Origin of the sequence: Caballeronia grimmiae (genome assembly GCF_022879615.1) — a bacterium.
Taxonomy (GTDB): Bacteria; Pseudomonadota; Gammaproteobacteria; order Burkholderiales; family Burkholderiaceae; genus Caballeronia; species Caballeronia grimmiae.
In genome coordinates this window covers 634,328-650,509 of sequence record NZ_CP084272.1, presented here as the reverse complement: position 1 = coordinate 650,509, position 16,182 = coordinate 634,328, and the positions used below count along the sequence as shown (strand labels likewise).

Sequence of the window (16,182 nt, the reverse complement as noted above, 5' to 3'; positions counted from 1 at the left end):
CTCACGCATCCGATGGTCATAAGGCGGCGAAACCGCGACCACATCACTACGAATAACCACGTTTCCTGGCGTCGTGCCGAGTTAGCCGTTGAATGACGTGTGCGTCTTTGCGCGCGATTGCTGCCTTCTTGGCCGCCGAGGGCAACGCACACGCCTTCCGCTAATGGCAGACCCGGGATAATGCCGCTTAGAACTGGCTGCGCGCGTTGCCAAAGCTGGCTCGTGCCTGAATACGCTTTCCCCCGTTCCTCCGCGCCCGATTGTTAGTAGAAGGCGATCCGTCATCCCGTTTCCCGGATTGCACAACCCGCCGCGCGTACAACATGCGTCTCCTGCAATAGATCAGTATTGTCTAGGGCAATGACCGTATTAAAGCCATTGCATTGCCGACATGTCTACAGCGTCGTATCTTCGTCTCCAGTTCAAGGAGACGCAAATGAAGATCGCATTTCTGGGCGCGGGCGCGCTGGGTTGCGCCATCGGCGCCGCGCTGACCGAAGGCGGCCATGAGACGTGGCTCGTCGACCGGTTTGCCGCGCACGTCGAGACCATGTCCCGCGACGGCCTGCAAGTCGACGACGAGCGCGGCACGCGCCGCGTCAACGTGCGGGCGACGATGAACCCGGCCGAAGCCGGTCCTGTCGACCTCGTCATCGTGCTGGTCAAGTCCTTTCACACCGATCAGGCGATGCGCGGCGCACTCGATCTCGTCGGTCCTGAAACGGTCGTGCTGTCGTTGCAGAACGGCCTCGGCCACGAAGACGTGCTGAGCGGCATCGTCGGACGCGAGCGCGTGCTCGCGGGCAAAACGTATGTCGGCGGGGTGCTGCGCGCGCCCGGACATATTCAGTCCGGCGTGACCGGCAAGCAGACGATCATCGGCGAACTCGACGGCCGCATCACGAACCGTGCGCGTGCGATCGCGGACGCGTTCAACAGCGCAGGTCTGACGACTTCCGTCAGCGACAACATCATGGGCACGATGTGGGACAAGCTGCTGATCAACGTCGCGACCGGCGCGATCACGGCTATCACGCGCCTCACTTACGGCCAGCTCTACGACGAGCCGGTTCTGAAAGCGACGTCGCTCGCGGCGATTGAAGAAGCGATGGCCGCCGCCAAAGCCGCCGGCGTCGCGCTGTCCATCACCCATGCGGAAGACGCCTGGAACATGGCCGCCGAAGGGCTTTCACCCGCATTCAAGACATCGATGCTGCAAAGCATAGAGAAGTCCTCGATTACCGAAATCGACTTCATCAATGGGGCCGTCGTGCGCTGGGGCGAACGACTCGGCGTGCCGACGCCGGTGAATTCGACGCTCGTCGCCTGCATCAAAGGCATCGAGCGCGCAATGACGGATCGTCAGAAAGAAGAAGGAGCCGCAGCGTGAGCCCGCCGAAAGCCTATCTCGAGCACGTCGCCATCTGGGTGAAGGACATCCACTGGCATATCCGCTTTTTCGAAGACGTGCTCGGCATGACGATGCGCGAAGTCGACGGCACGCGCGAAGAGCCGCGTCAGTATTGGACGCTCGGCGGTCTGCAGTTCATCAGCGCACCGCAGCACGAAGAGCCCGAGGGCCGGCTCGCGCATCTCGGCGTCATGTGCGAAGACCTGGAAGCCGCGCTTGCCGCCGCGCAAGCCTTTGGCGTGACGGAAATGCCACAGGGACGCAACTGGCTGCGTCTGCCCGACGGACTCGCGGTTGAACTCATTCAGGCCAAGCCTGCCATATGCGTCGCGCAGGCGCTGGCGATCAACCCACGCGCGGAGGCGTGAGCATGAGCACCATCACCACCACTGAGAAATACTGGGACGATGCGCGCGAAGGGGACGAGTGCGTCAGCCCGACCTACACCGTCACCAAAGAACGCATTCTTGCTTACGCAGATCTCACGGGCGATCACACGCCTGTGCATGTCGATGAGGAATACGCGAACGCGAGCCACTTTGGTTGCATCGTCGCGCACGGTCTTTTCGGATTGTCGATTGCCGATGGCCTCAAGACGCAGAGCGACTATCGCTTCCTGCCCGGCATGTCGCTCGGCTGGACATGGGACTTTCTGCTGCCGATCAAGGTCAACGACGTGCTGCACGTAAAGTTTCGCGTCGGCGCGATGCGCGCAAGCAAGAGCAAGCCCGAGTGGGGCATCGTCGTGTTGCCTTCCGAGTTGATCAATCAGAACGGCGATGTCGTTCAACGCGGGGAGCATCGCCTGATGATCCCGCGTCGGCCGGGAGCGAACTGATGCAAGCCCGCCCTTTGGAAGGTATCCGCGTCGTCGATTACAGCCACTTTCTCGCCGGTCCCTATGTCGGACGATGCCTCGCCGCACTCGGTGCTGAAGTCATCAAGGTCGAGCGCCCCGGCAGCGGCGATGCAGGCCGTCAGCACGCCACGATCCTCGACGATCAGCAAAGCGCCTATTTTCTGCAGCTCAACATGGGCAAGCGCGGCGTGAGCGTCAACATGAAAGATCCGCGCGGCAAGGCGTTCATGCAGCGTCTGTGCGATTCGGCGGACGTATTCATCGAGAACTATCGGCCGGGTGCGCTGGACAAGCTCGGGCTCGGATATGCCGCGTTGTCCGAGCGCAATCCGGGCCTCGTCTATTGCTCGATCTCGGCGTACGGACACACTGGACCGGACGCGCATCGCGCGGGCTTCGGTCTCATAGCCGAAGCGAAGAGCGGCATCATGCAGATGATCGGCAACCCGGGCGAGCCGCCGCCTCTGATGCGCATTTCGCTCGGCGACATGTACACAGGCATTCATGCCGTTGCCGCCATCAACGCAGCGTTGCTTGGCCGTGTGAAAAGCGGCCGCGGCCAGCATATCGACATGGCCTTGTACGACACCCTCGTATCGATGCACGAATACGCCGTGCAGTGTTACACGATGCAAGGCGTGGTACCCGAGCAGACGGGCCATGACATGCCGACTTCCACCTTATACGGCGTATTCCGCGCAGCCGATGGCGATCTCGTCATCGCGGCGCAAGTGGATGATTCGTGGAAGCGCTTCGCTGCGCTCGTCGAGCAACACGGCGGTCCGGCTGGCTTCGGCAACGACGAGCGCTTCCACAGCCTGAACGGACGCAATGCGAATCGCGAGGCCATTCTTGCGGTCGTCAAACCGTGGGTGGCGGGGCGGCCCGTCGCGGATGTGCTGGCTTTGCTCGACAGTGTCGATGTGCCTTGCGCCAAGGTGCAGCGCATCGACGAGGTCGTGGCCGATCCGCAGATCGTCGCGCGCGGCATGGTGATCGAGCAGGAGCATCCGCGCTTCGGAAAACTGCGTCTGCCGAATCTGCCGTTCCGCTTCTCCGACTGTGATACGTCGATCCGCGAAGTCGGACCCGACCTCGGGCAGCACAATGAGGAAGTGGCGCAATCGCTGGGCTTCAGCGCAGCCGAAATCGACGCGATGCAGACCGACGGCGTGCTCTTCTCGAAGCAGGGTGCGTGATGAACGATCGATACGCGGTAATTGGCAATCCAATCGGGCATACGAAATCGCCGCTGATTCACGGTCTTTTTGCGGAGCAGACCCAGCAGGACATGACGTATGTTGCCATCGAAGGCCCGCTGGAACCGGCCGATGCCTTCGACGATACGGTGAGAACCTTCATCGCAGACGGCGGCAAGGGCATGAACGTCACCGCGCCCTTCAAGCTGCGAGCGTTCGCCATCGCCGACGAACGCAGCGAAAGAGCGGCGCTGGCGGGCGCCGTCAACGCGATGAAGTTCGAGAATGGCCGCATTGTCGCGGAGAACTTCGACGGCGTCGGCCTAGTGCGTGATATCGAAAGTAATCTGCATCAGCCGATGGCGGGCAAGCGCGTGCTCGTCCTCGGCGCGGGCGGCGCGGTGCGCGGCGCGCTGCTACCGTTCATCGCGGCTCGGCCTGCAGAAATCGTTATCGCAAACCGGCACGTCGATAAGGCCAGGGCGCTCGTCGAACAGGTTGGGGCCGAAGGCTCGCTCACTGCGTGCGGTTATGCGGAACTCGAATCGATGGGGCAGTTCGATCTCGTCGTCAACGCGACGTCCGCGAGCCTGTCGGGGCACTTGCCGCCCGTTCCGCCGAGCGTTTTCAGCGCGAACGGCACAGCCTATGAACTCGCCTACGGAAAGGGCCTCACGCCGTTTCTGCGGCTCGCGCGCCACGCGGGCGTGCAAGGTATCGCCGATGGCGTCGGCATGCTGGTCGAGCAGGCCGCCGAAGCGTTCGCATGGTGGCGAGGCGTGCGTCCGCGCACGCGCGCCATCATCGACCAGCTCACCGTTCCGCTCGATTGACGCGACGAGGAAGCGCCGGATGCAAACCGAGACTTATCGCTATTGCCGCTACGAAGTTGAAGGGCCGTTGCTCACGCTGACGATCGACCGGCCCGAGGTTCTCAACGCGCTGCATCCCGATGCGCACCGTGAACTGGCCGATGCCTTCGACCGCTACGCCGCCGATCCGACATTGCGCGTAGCCATCGTGACCGGCGCGGGCGAGCGGGCGTTTTGTGTCGGCACGGATCTGAAAGCACTCGATGCCACCGGGGACCACACGAAGCCATCGACAGGATTCGCGGGCATCACGCATCGCTTCGATTTGTGGAAGCCGTTGATCGCCGCCGTGAACGGCCTCTGCCTTGGCGGCGGCATGGAGATTCTCGCCGCATGCGATCTCGCGGTTGCAGCCGATCATGCGCAATTCGGCTTGCCTGAACCGCGCGTCGGTCTCGCCGCGCTGGGCGGCGGCCTCTTGCAGCGCTTGCCGAGGCAGATCGGCATGAAGGACGCCATGGCGCTCGTGCTGACCGCGAAGCGTATTCCTGCCGAAGAAGCGAGGCGCATTGGATTGATCAACGAGACTGTGCCCGCTGGTGAACTGATGACCCGTGCGCGGGCGCTCGCCCAAGAGGTTCTGGCGTGCGCGCCCCTTGCGATTCAGGCATCGAAGCAAGTGATGTTGACGAGCCTCACGCACGCGAATCTTGCATCGACGATGCACGAGGACTATCCGCTCGCGCAACGCATGCTCCGAAGCGACGACGCTCGCGAAGGCCCGAAGGCATTCGCGGAGAAGCGCCCGCCGAAGTGGACCGGGCACTAGGCACCCATTCCTTTATCGAACCGCTCGAAGAAGCGGCCTATGACAGACAGGAGACGCAATGACGCCGCAAGAAAACACGATGAACGGCGATGCCGCCGTTCGCGCGCAGCATTCCAACGAGAAGCAAATGGCGAATCGGGCGGCGCTCAGCAGCATCGCCGGTTCCGCGCTCGAATGGCTGGATTTTGCTGCTTACGGGGCCATCGCGGCCACGGTTCTGCCTCAGCTATTCTTCTCCAGGACAGACGCGACGACGGCCGCGCTCGCTGCGTTCGCGACCTTTTCCGTGGGTTTCATCGCGAGGCCGCTCGGCGGTCTCATATGCGGCTATCTGGGCGATCGTGTCGGCCGCCGCAACATGCTGGTCTTTACGTTTCTGCTGATGGGCATTTGCTCGTTTCTGATCGGCATTCTGCCCACTTATGCGTCGATCGGCGTGCTCGCGCCCATTGCGCTCGTGGTGTTGCGCTTCATGCAGGGCTTCGCGCTCGGCGGCGAAGTAACGGGAAGCCAGTTGCTCACGATGGAGCACGCGCCCAAGAACCGGCGCGGCTTCTATAGCTCGTTCATCGCGATGGGCTCGCCGCTCGCACAAGTGCTGGCGAATGGGGTGCTCTTCGGCGTCGCCGCGCTCGTGACCAATGAGCAGTTCCTTCGATTCGGCTGGCGCGTCCCGTTTCTCTTCAGCTTCTTGCTAGTGGCGATCGGCCTGTTCATCCGTATGCGCATCTCCGAGACGCCCGCCTTCGAAGCGCAACTGAAGCAAAGACGTTCGGGCCGAGTGCAACCGACGTCGGGTTTCTCCAAACACACCGGAACGATTCTGCGCCTTATGATGGTATGGGCCGCTGTGTCGATCGCGTACTTCATCGCGACGGTGTTCATCCTGTCGTACGTGACGGGCAAGCTCGGCGTATCGAAGCAGACGGCGTTTGCGATTCTGATCGTCGCGCATCTCTGCTCCATGGTCGCGATGGGCTTCGGCGGGGCACTGTGTGATCGCATTGGACGCCGTCGCGCTATGCTCGTCGGATCGCGTTCGATGCTCGCTGCGTTCATCGTGTTCTTTCCGTTGATCCTGAGCGGGCACGTGGTGTTGATCGGCGTCGCCATCGTGTTTCTGCTTTGCGCGGCGCAGTTTCATGCGGGCGTGCAGCCTGCCTATTTTGCCGAGGCTTTTCCGACGGAATTCCGTTATCGCGGGTCAGCCGTGGCTTATAACCTTGCAGTCGTCATCGGGAGCAGCGCGCCGTTCGCCGCGACGTTGATTCAGGCGCATACGAATGGCGCGACCTGGCCGATCGTCGCATTGGGTATCGTCTTCAACCTGATTTCGATGTGGGCGATTCACGCTGGTCCCGAAAGCCGTGGAGAGTGACATGGAGAATACGCGTATCGCCGTGGCGGGTGCCGGCTACATCGGTCTCGAACATATTCGTGTCCTCCGCGAAAGCGCGACGTGCGTCTTGTCGGCGGTGGTCGATCCTTCCGATGCGGCGGCCGGCATTGCCGCGAAAGCACACGTGCCGCATTACCGCTCGCTCGATGAACTCTTCGAGAAAGACCGTCCTGACGGTGTGGTACTTGCAACGCCGAACACCCTTCACGTGGACCACGCTCGCTTGAGCATGCAGGCAGGCGTGCCGATGCTGCTGGAGAAACCCATCGCGCCCACGGTGGAGCAGGCGGAAGCACTCGTGGCCGATGCGGATCGCTACGGCGCGAGCGTGCTGATCGGTCACCATCGTGCGCATAGTCCGATCATGGCGCGCGCGAAGGCGATCATCGACGAAGGCCGGCTCGGCTCGCTCGTCGCGGTGATGGGCAGCGCATTGTTCTTCAAGCCCGACCAGTATTTCGCGGACGCGCCCTGGCGCAAGCAGCCGGGCGCAGGCCCAATCTGCTCAACATGATTCACGAGATCCACAACTTGCGGATGCTGTGCGGCGATATCGTGGCGGTGCAGGCGTTTTCGTCGAACGCGACGCGCGGCTTTTCAGTCGAGGACACCGTCGCCATCAATCTGCGTTTCGCGAGCGGCGCACTCGGCACATTTCTTCTATCCGATACCGCTGCCAGCGCGCGCAGCTGGGAACAAACCTCGCAAGAAAACAAGGCCTACACGTCTTATTCCGACGAAGACTGCTATGTGATTGCCGGCACGTTCGGATCGTTGTCCATTCCGACGATGCGCCTCAAAACCTACGGGAACGCCGAGGACAGATCGTGGTGGAAGCCGTTCGATGTCAGCGTGGCGGACGTGACGCGCGACGATCCGCTCAAGCATCAAATGGAACACTTCGGGCAAGTCGTGCGAGGGGAAGCGAAACCGATCGTCACCGCGCGCGACGGCTTGCAAAATCTTCGCATCACCGAAGCGATCGTCAAGGCCGCTAAAACCGGCGCAGTCGTCGAAACGGCTTCCTCCTGAACATCATACGGATAACTGATGAAAACCTTCCTCATGCTGCACGGCGTCAATCACAACATGTTCGGCAAGCGCGATCCGGTTCAATACGGAACGGCGACGCTCGCGGACATCGATGCTCAACTTCAGGCACTAGGCAGGGAGCTTGCCGTCACGGTAGAGAGTTACCAGACAAACAGCGAAGGGGACATGTGTGCGCGAATCCATCAGGCGTTCGTCGATAACGTCGATGGCGTGCTGATCAATGCCGGCGCATGGACGCACTACAGCTATGGTATTCGCGATGCGCTCGCCATATTGACGGTACCCATCGTCGAGATTCATATGTCGAACATACACGCGCGTGAAGCGTTTCGCCATCATTCGGTGTTCGCCGAAATCGTGAAGGGACAGATTTGCGGCTTCGGTATCGACAGTTATTCGCTTGGACTGCGGGCGGCAGTGTCGGCTGCTTCCTGATAACTCATGCGTCGGCCAGTGACGGGATGCATTTACACGCGCGATGCAATGAATAGAATGGCGATATTGCCTCTTACAATACCGCCATGAACCGGTCCGAACTGCCCGATCTCAAGCTGCTTCAGCTTTTCGACCTCCTGTATGACCTGCGCAGCGTGACACGCGCGGCAGAGCAGCTTGGACAGAGTCAGCCCACGGTCAGCATCTGGCTAGGGCGTCTGCGCGAGCACTTGCAGGACCCATTGTTCGTCCGCACGCCGGGCGGCATGACGCCGACGCCCCAGGCGGACGCGCTGATCGGACCGTGCCGGGAAATTCTGGAATCGATTCGCCGGTTCTCAGCATGGGAAATTTCATTCGATCCGACTACGGCAAAGCGCCGCTTCCGCATCTGCATGACCGATGCGAGCCACATCACGCTGCTGCCGAGGATGCTGGCGCACGTGCGCTCACATGCACCGGGCATTCGGCTGGAAGCCGCAAGAATCGATGGAAACACGGAGCGCGCGCTCGAATCCGGCGAGGCCGATCTGGCGATCGGACATGTGCCTTGGCTCGGCAGCGGCATGTATCAACAACAACTCTATATGCAGGATTGGGTCTGTCTCGCCAATCCTGATCATCCGCGAGTGCGTGCTAGGCTTAGCATAAAGCAGTACGGTAGCGAGGGGCACGTGATCATCGCCGCCGGGACGGGCGCGCAATTGCTCGAGCAGGCGCTGTTGCGCGAGAACATAGAACGCGACGTCGTGCTCGAGCTTCCGGGCATGCTCGGGCTTGGGTCGATCATCAAGTCCACTGACTTGATCGCCACGTTGCCGCGAAACATCGGGGAAACGCTGGCGAGAGTGAACGGCCTCTCGGTCCATTCGTGTCCATTCCCTGTCGACAGATTCGCAGTGCGGCAGCATTGGCATGCGAAGTACCATCACGAGGCAGGGAATCGCTGGTTGCGATCCGTTGTGGCCGATCTGTTCTCGACCAGAAGCTAGTGTCGCGCTTTCCGCACACGACGTGGCATGTCGTGTTCGGGCAGCCGCCGCTTCGCCAAAAGGCAGGCGGCGGTGATCGAAGTCATTCCCTTGGGGAATGGGCGGCGGGGGCGATTAATTTTTTATCAGCGTTGACAAGCAAAAATTCGGCGCTTTAGACTTAGTCATCCCACGTGGCCTGACAAAGATGTCCGCCCGAGGACCCGGCACAGAAGCCCCCTGACGAACCAGCGGTTCGTCAGGGGGCTTTTTTTTGTCCGCGTTTTTCCCCTTGTTCTAGCGCTCACTTCTGGAGAATCCGCATGTTGCTGAAGCCGTCGGGCTGGACGCGTCTCGCCCTTACCGCAGGACTTGCACTCACTTCGCTCGCATCGAGCGCCGCTGATCCCGTGAAAATCGGCCTGCTCGAAGATGCATCGGGAAACTTCGCACTGGCGACCATTCCGAAGATTCACGCGTCGCAGCTCGCAGTCGATGAGATCAACGCCAAGGGCGGCATTCTCGGACGTCCCGTATCGCTGATCGCCTACGATACCCAGTCCGACAACACGAAGTTCCAGGAACTCGCGCGGCGTCTGGTTCAGACGGACAAGCCGGACGTGATCTTCGGCGCCTTCTCGAGCGCCTCGCGCGAAGCGATCCGGCCGATCATGGACCGCGCGCATCAGCTCTACTGGTACGACAACCAGTACGAGGGCGGCGTTTGCGATACCAACACCTTCGTGACGGGCGCCGTCCCCGAGCAGCAATTCTCGACCCTGATCCCCTGGATGATGCAGAAATACGGCAAGAAGGTGTACACCATCGCCGCCGACTATAACTTCGGACAGATCTCGGCGGAGTGGGTGCGCAACATCGTCAAGGAGAACGGCGGCACGATGGCCGGAGAGGAATTCATTCCGCTTTCCGTATCGCAATTCGGTCAGACGATCCAGAACATCCAGAAGGCGAAGCCCGACTTCGTGGTCACGTTGCTGGTCGGCGCGAATCAGGCGTCGTACTACGAGCAGCAGGCTTCGGCGCACCTGAACCTGCCGATGGCGAGTTCGGTGAACGTCGGTCAGGCGTATGAGCACAAGCGTTTCAAACCGCCTGCATTGAAGGACATGTATGTGACGGCGAACTACGTCGAAGAGGTCGATTCACCGGCGAGCAACGACTTCAAGAAGCGCTTCCACGCGAAATTTCCGAACGAGCCGTATATCAATCAGGAAGCCGCGAACGCTTACGACGCCATCTATCTCTACAAGGCCGCCGCTGAGAAAGCGAAGACGACCAATCAGGATGCGGTGCGCAAGGCGCTCGAAAGCGGCATCTGCACCGAAGGCGCGCAGGGCAAGGTCTGCATCGATCCGAAGAGCCATCACGCAAGCCACACCATCTACCTGGTGCACGTGAAGGAAGATCATTCCGTCGAGATCCCGAAGGTCTGGGACGATGTGCAGCCGTACTGGCTCGGCAAAGTAGGCTGCGATCTGCCCAACAAGCCGGATCATCGCCAGTACACGCCGTCGAACCTGCCCAAGAAGTCCTGATCCGGGTCTGCGCGCTCGCTGAACGCCGCGAGCGCGCGGTTGCCCTTCGAACGTGGAGCATGCATGGCCACCTTTTCGGTTCTTTATTCGCTGATCTATCAGTTCGGCGACAGCTTCGCCTATCTGGTGCTCGCGGCGCTCGGTCTCGCGGTGATCTTCGGCATGATGGGCGTCATCAATCTCGCACATGGCGAGTTCATCATGTGCGGCGCGTACGTCACGATCATCACGGCCAAGCGCGGTGTGCCGCTGCCGCTCGCGATGCTGCTCGGCGCGGTCGCGGCGGCGCTTGCGGGTGTCGTGATCGAACGGCTCGTCATCCGTCATCTGTACAACCGCCTGTTCGATTCCGTCGTCGCGACCTGGGCGATCAGCCTCATCGTGCAGCAGACGATGCTGCTCGTCGCCGGACCCTCGATAGAGGGCATCGGAACGCCGTTCGGATCGTTCTCGCTCGGCGACTACTCGTTCTCGACGTATCGCGCGGTGCTGCCGGTCATCGCGCTGGCGATCCTGTTCGGCCTCTATCTGCTGTTCTTCAGGACGAACTACGGCGTCTGCGCACGTGCGACGATCCAGAACGCAAACATCGCGCAGTGCCTTGGATTGCGCACGGACCGGCTCTATACGCTGACCTTCGCCCTCGGCGCGGGACTGGCCGGGCTGACCGGCGCGCTCTATGCGCCCACCATGACGGCGGTCCCGACGATGGGCAGCAACTTCATCGTGCAGGCGTTCGTGTCGGTGGTCGTCGGGGGCGCGAACGTGATCGCGGGAACGACGCCCGCCGCCGCGGTGCTCGCCGTCATCCAGACCGGGCTCACGGCATCGTACGGCCAGTTGTTCGGGCAGATCGGCTTGCTGGTGACGGTCATCGTCGTCATTCGGCTGATGCCGCAAGGCCTCGGCAATCTATTTTCCCGCTCGCGCTAGGAGGCAGACGTGAAGCAAACGAATGTGTCCCCTAACGGCGCTGCCGCGCGTGCGCTGCATTGGGTGCCCTGGCTCGTGGCGCTCGGCCTGCCGCTCGTCGTCGATGCGAACACCAGCGGCAACCTCGCATACTGCCTGCTGTGGGCGTTCGGCGCAGTGGGGCTCGCCGCGATGTGGGGTTATGGCGGCATCCTGTCGTTCGGGCAGACCGCCTTCTTCGGCCTGGCGGGTTATAGCTACGGCATCTTCACGCTCAACTACGGCGATGCCTGGTTCGATTCATGGCTCGGTCTCGGCGCGGGGCTGGCCGTGAGCGTCGTGGTGGCGGCGCTGATCGGCTACATGATTTTCTACGGCCGCATCAAGGGCGTGTTCATCGGCATCGTCACGCTGTCGGTGACGCTCGTGCTCGAAACGTTCATGTCGCAGACGGCAGGACCGCAGTGGGCCATCGGCGAGGCGCGGCTGAACGGCTACAACGGCATGGGCGGCATGCCGCCGCTGACGATTCCCTGGCCGGGCGGACCGCTCACGCTCGAGAACGCGAGCTTCTATTACCTCGTGCTGATTCTGTTGATCGTGGTGTACGCCGTGATGCGCAGGCTGCTCGACGGCCCCTTCGGCCTGACGCTCATCGCCATTCGCGAGAACCCGCAACGCGCGGAGATGCTGGGCGTCGACATCCGCCGTCACCAGTTGCTCGTGTTCGTGCTCGGCTGCACGCTCGGCGGGCTGTCGGGGGCGCTGTACACCATCTGGGGTTCCTACATCACGCCGTCGACGATGGGCCTCACGTCTGCCGCGATGCCCGTCATCTGGGTGGCGACGTCGGGCCGCAAAAGCATCGGCGGGACGATGATCGGCACGGCCTTGCTCGTCTGGCTCTCGCAGAATCTCGCGGTGTACGGCAGCCAGTACGCGCTGATCCTGCTCGGCGCAATTCTTCTGATCGTCGTGCTCGCGGCGCCGGAAGGCCTGCTGCCGTTCGTCACGCGGCATCTGCGGCGGGTTCATCGCGGGGCGAACGAAGGCGCGCATCGAGGCGGCGCATGTCTCAAGCGAGAGGAGGGCAAGTCATGACCACGCTGCTCGAAACGCGCGGACTGAAGAAGCATTTCGGAGGCGCGCATGTCATCAACGGCATCGACTTCAAGATCGATGCAGGCGAGATCCGCTGCGTGATCGGCCCCAACGGTGCGGGCAAGAGCACGTTCTTCAAGCTCATCACGGGGGAACATCGGCCGTCGGAGGGCAGCGTGATGTTCCTCGGCCAGGACATGAGTCATGTGCTGCCGCACGAACGCATCCGCATGGGCATGAGCACCAAGTTCCAGATTCCGGGCGTGTTTCCGGATCTGAGCGTGCGCCAGCATCTGCAACTGTCGCTGCATCGCGCGAAGGACGATCGCCCCGAAAGCCTCGACGAGCTGTTGCATCGGTTCAATCTGGAAGACGAAGCGCCGGTGCTCGCGCGCAATCTCTCGCACGGCAAGAAGCAATGGCTCGAGATCGCGATGGCCGTTTCTCTTCGTCCGAAGCTGCTCTTTCTCGATGAACCCGTGGCGGGCATGTCGGTCGAGGAAACGCATGCGACCGGTGAACTCATCAAGCGTCTTTCGGCGGCCGGTCTCACGATGATGGTGGTCGAGCACGACATGACCTTCGTCAAGCAGATCGCGTCGCGGGTGACGGTGCTGCATGGCGGAAGCCTGCTCGCCGACGGCCCGCTCGACGAGATCCTCGCACGCGACGATGTCGCCGAGGTCTATCTGGGGAAAAAGAAATGAGCGCGTTGCTTCAGGTGTCGGGCGTGGAAGCGGGTTACGGCGGCGGACGCGTCCTCAACGGCGTGTCGTTCGACGTCGAGCGTGGCGAAGTGCTCGCGCTGATCGGACGCAACGGCGTCGGCAAGACAACGCTGATGCGCGCGTTGATCGGCCTCGTCGGACTCGATGCGGGCAGCATCGAACTCGAAGGCGATCCGATCGGCCACGAGAAGCCCTATGTGCGTGCCCAGAAGGGCATGGGCTATGTGCCTCAGGGCCGCGAGATCTTCGGCGCATTGACGGTCGCCGAGAACCTTCAGGTCGGCGCGCAGGCGAATCGCGCGCAGGCGGCGCACATGAGGGATAAGGTGGTCGGCTACTTTCCCATTCTGAAAAAGCGCTACGAGCAGAAGGCGGGAACGATGAGCGGCGGCGAACAGCAGCAGCTTGCCATCGCGCGGGCGCTGATCAGCTCGCCCAAGGTGTTGCTGCTCGACGAGCCATCCGAAGGCATTCAGCCTTCGATTGTCGATCTGATTGGCGAGACGCTGCAGCACATCGCCCGCGAGACCGGCATCGGCGTGGTGCTGGTCGAACAGGACATGGGGATGGTCGAGCGCATCGCGACGCGCTGCTGCGTGATGGACAAGGGCCGTATCGTCGACACGCTGACCCCGGCGCAACTCGCCGACGAACAACTGATTCGCCAGTATCTGGCACTGTGACGGAGAACGGAAAGATGAAATGGCTCGAAGACTCGATCATGATGAAGCGCGGCGTCGGCGCCGGTCGTGAACCCACGGAACATCATCTCACCGAGGAGATGCAGAAGACCTATCACTACACCATCGGTCCGTATTCGCAGCCGGTGCTGCACGTGAAGCCGGGCGATCGCGTCGTGGTGGAAACACGCGACGCCTTCGAAGGCAAGATCAGGGAAGAGACGGACAAGCCCTCCGAAGTTTTGCAAGTGCCGTTCCTGAATCCGCAGAACGGGCCCATCATGATCGAGGGTGCGGAGAAGGGCGATGTGGTCGCTGTCTACATCGAAAAGATGGCGCCGCGCGGCGACGATCCACATGGCTTCTGCTGCATGATCCCGAACTTCGGCGGACTGACGGGCACGGACTACACCGCGCTTCTAAACGAGCCGTTGCCCGAAGTGGTGCGGAAGATCAAGATCGACGAGGAAAACGTCTACTGGAGCAAACGCAACACGCTGCCGTACAAGCCGCATATCGGCACGCTGAGTCTTTCGCCCGAGATCGATTCCATCAACTCGCTCACGCCCGACAATCACGGCGGCAACATGGACGTGCCCGACATGGGGCCGGGCAGCATCACGTATCTGCCGGTGCGCTCGCCCGGCGGGCGGCTTTTCATCGGCGACGCGCACGCCTGTCAGGGCGACGGCGAAGTCTGCGGAACGGCCGTCGAGTATCAGAGCACGACGACCGTGCGCGTCGATCTCATCAAGCAGTGGCGCATCGACTGGCCGCGGCTCGAGAACGAAGATGCGCTGATGAGCATCGGCAGCGCGCGGCCCCTGGAAGACGCGACGCGCATCGCCTATCGCGAACTGGTGCTGTGGATGGCCGCGGAGTACGGCTTCGACAAGTGGGACGCCTACATGATGTTGAGTCAGGTCGGCAAGGTCCGCCTCGGCAATTTTGTCGATCCAAAATACACCGTTGGCGCGATGGTCGCGAAGCATTACCTGAAGTAACGCACCAGCCGGCAAGAAGCGAAAACAGTACAACCCGCGCGGGCGTCCGTTCCCCGCGCATTCGAGAGCGTGTTACCCATGGCTTTGTCCGATCCCATCCGAGTGGGTCTGCTTTGCTCGACGAGCGGCTCGACCGCCTTGCTCGAGCAGTCCCAATGGCGCGGTGCGCAACTCGCCATCGCGGAGATCAATGCGCGCGGCGGCATCGGCGGCCGGGAGCTGGTCGCGATTCACTACGATCCCGCCTCGGACCCCGCCGCGTTTCGCGAACTGGCCGAGCGTCTGATCGTCAAGGATGGCGTGAACACCATCTTCGGGGGATACACGTCGACCAGCCGCAAGGCGATGCTGCCTGTCGTCGAGAAGCACAACCGGCTTCTGATTTACGGGCAGATGTACGAAGGCTTCGAGTATTCGGACAACATCATGTACAGCGGCGCGTCGCCGAACCAGAACGGCGTGCAGCTCGCGGACTTCATGACCGAGACCTTCGGCGCCCGCGTGTACTTCGTTGGTTCGAGCTATGTGTATCCGTACGAATGCAATCGCACCATGCAGGAGTTGCTGCTTCAGCATCCCGAAGGCGCGATCCTCGGCGAACGCTATCTCGCGCTCGACGCCACGCGCGAGCAATTCGAGCAAGTGGTCGCGGATATTCGCCGCAAGTCGCCGGACTGGATCTTCAGCACGGTCATCGGTGCGACCGTGCCTTATCTCTACGATGCCTTCGCGCACGCGGACCTCGATCCGTCGGGCATGCCGATCGGCAGCCTCAATACGTCAGAGACGGAGATTCACGCGATGCAGCGCGGCATCGCGGCGGGGCACTATACGGCAGCGCCTTACTTCCAGAGCCTCGACACGCCAGAGAATCACCGCGCGGTCGCGCATCATCAGTCGCGCTTCGGTTCGGACACCCCGACGGACATGAACTGGGAAGCTGCGTACTATCAAGTGCACATGTTCGCTGAAGCATTCGCACGCGCGGGCTCGGACGAGATCCGGACCATCATGCCTCAGCTCCTCGGCTCCGAGTTCGCCGCGCCGCAGGGCCGGGTACGTATCGATCCCGTCAATCATCACATGGCGCTTTATCCGCGCATCGGCCGCGCCAATGCGGACGGACAATTCACGATCCTGCGCGAATCGAAGTTCGCCGTTGGCCCCGACCCGTACATGACGCGTCAGACGCTCGGCGACTGGGTCACGAAGTTGAGCACGCGAGATTACTGA

Annotated in this window: 16 protein-coding genes and 1 pseudogene; all 17 read left to right on the top strand. The window is 61.9% G+C overall.

Annotated features, from left to right (window positions below):
• Positions 1-436 precede the first annotated feature (436 nt).
• The 17 genes and pseudogenes from LDZ21_RS16615 (at position 437) to LDZ21_RS16535 (ending at position 16,182) form a co-directional block, all read left to right on the top strand.
• A complete protein-coding gene (locus tag LDZ21_RS16615) occupies positions 437-1,390 on the top strand; it encodes a ketopantoate reductase family protein (protein ID WP_244794897.1) in 954 nt (317 codons plus the stop codon).
• On the top strand, positions 1,387-1,779 hold the full coding sequence (locus tag LDZ21_RS16610) for a VOC family protein (protein ID WP_244794896.1): 393 nt from the start codon (positions 1,387-1,389) through the stop codon (positions 1,777-1,779). The genes LDZ21_RS16615 and LDZ21_RS16610 overlap by 4 nt, the downstream gene beginning before the upstream one ends.
• A gap of 2 nt (positions 1,780-1,781) precedes the next feature.
• Positions 1,782-2,249: a MaoC family dehydratase gene (locus tag LDZ21_RS16605; protein ID WP_244794895.1), complete on the top strand. Its 468-nt coding sequence runs from the start codon at positions 1,782-1,784 to the stop codon at positions 2,247-2,249.
• Complete coding sequence (locus LDZ21_RS16600) at positions 2,249-3,469, top strand: CaiB/BaiF CoA transferase family protein (RefSeq protein WP_244794894.1); 1,221 nt, start codon at positions 2,249-2,251, stop codon at positions 3,467-3,469. Before LDZ21_RS16605 ends, LDZ21_RS16600 begins: the two co-directional genes overlap by 1 nt.
• Positions 3,469-4,302 carry a shikimate dehydrogenase gene (aroE, locus tag LDZ21_RS16595; RefSeq protein WP_244794893.1) on the top strand — a complete coding sequence of 278 codons (834 nt, stop codon included), beginning with the start codon at positions 3,469-3,471 and terminating at the stop codon, positions 4,300-4,302. The genes LDZ21_RS16600 and aroE overlap by 1 nt, the downstream gene beginning before the upstream one ends.
• A gap of 19 nt (positions 4,303-4,321) precedes the next feature.
• Positions 4,322-5,110, top strand: coding sequence for an enoyl-CoA hydratase-related protein (locus tag LDZ21_RS16590; protein ID WP_244794892.1), 789 nt, complete (start codon positions 4,322-4,324; stop codon positions 5,108-5,110).
• A 58-nt stretch (positions 5,111-5,168) separates the two neighbouring features.
• On the top strand, positions 5,169-6,488 hold the full coding sequence (locus tag LDZ21_RS16585) for an MFS transporter (RefSeq protein ID WP_244794891.1): 1,320 nt from the start codon (positions 5,169-5,171) through the stop codon (positions 6,486-6,488).
• Between the two features lies 1 nt (position 6,489).
• Positions 6,490-7,541, top strand: a pseudogene (locus LDZ21_RS16580) (Gfo/Idh/MocA family protein).
• Between the two features lie 18 nt (positions 7,542-7,559).
• Positions 7,560-7,997 carry a type II 3-dehydroquinate dehydratase gene (gene aroQ, locus LDZ21_RS16575; RefSeq protein ID WP_244794890.1) on the top strand — a complete coding sequence of 146 codons (438 nt, stop codon included), beginning with the start codon at positions 7,560-7,562 and terminating at the stop codon, positions 7,995-7,997.
• An 86-nt stretch (positions 7,998-8,083) separates the two neighbouring features.
• Positions 8,084-8,989 (top strand): LysR family transcriptional regulator, encoded by a 906-nt coding sequence (locus tag LDZ21_RS16570; protein ID WP_244794889.1) that lies wholly within the window; start codon positions 8,084-8,086, stop codon positions 8,987-8,989.
• A gap of 302 nt (positions 8,990-9,291) precedes the next feature.
• Complete coding sequence (locus tag LDZ21_RS16565) at positions 9,292-10,524, top strand: urea ABC transporter substrate-binding protein (protein ID WP_244794888.1); 1,233 nt, start codon at positions 9,292-9,294, stop codon at positions 10,522-10,524.
• A 63-nt stretch (positions 10,525-10,587) separates the two neighbouring features.
• Positions 10,588-11,457: an ABC transporter permease subunit gene (locus LDZ21_RS16560; RefSeq protein ID WP_244794887.1), complete on the top strand. Its 870-nt coding sequence runs from the start codon at positions 10,588-10,590 to the stop codon at positions 11,455-11,457.
• 9 nt (positions 11,458-11,466) lie between these two features.
• The gene (locus LDZ21_RS16555) at positions 11,467-12,537 is read left to right on the top strand and encodes an ABC transporter permease subunit (RefSeq protein ID WP_244794886.1); all 1,071 of its coding nucleotides are present in this window, start codon (positions 11,467-11,469) and stop codon (positions 12,535-12,537) included.
• Positions 12,534-13,244, top strand: coding sequence for an ABC transporter ATP-binding protein (locus tag LDZ21_RS16550; RefSeq protein WP_244794885.1), 711 nt, complete (start codon positions 12,534-12,536; stop codon positions 13,242-13,244). The genes LDZ21_RS16555 and LDZ21_RS16550 overlap by 4 nt, the downstream gene beginning before the upstream one ends.
• Positions 13,241-13,948: an ABC transporter ATP-binding protein gene (locus LDZ21_RS16545; protein ID WP_244794884.1), complete on the top strand. Its 708-nt coding sequence runs from the start codon at positions 13,241-13,243 to the stop codon at positions 13,946-13,948. The genes LDZ21_RS16550 and LDZ21_RS16545 overlap by 4 nt, the downstream gene beginning before the upstream one ends.
• 14 nt (positions 13,949-13,962) lie before the next feature.
• Entirely contained in the window at positions 13,963-14,949 is a 987-nt protein-coding gene (locus tag LDZ21_RS16540) for an acetamidase/formamidase family protein (RefSeq protein WP_244794883.1), read from the top strand.
• Positions 14,950-15,027: 78 nt separating this feature from the next.
• Complete coding sequence (locus LDZ21_RS16535; RefSeq protein WP_244794882.1) at positions 15,028-16,182, top strand: transporter substrate-binding domain-containing protein; 1,155 nt, start codon at positions 15,028-15,030, stop codon at positions 16,180-16,182.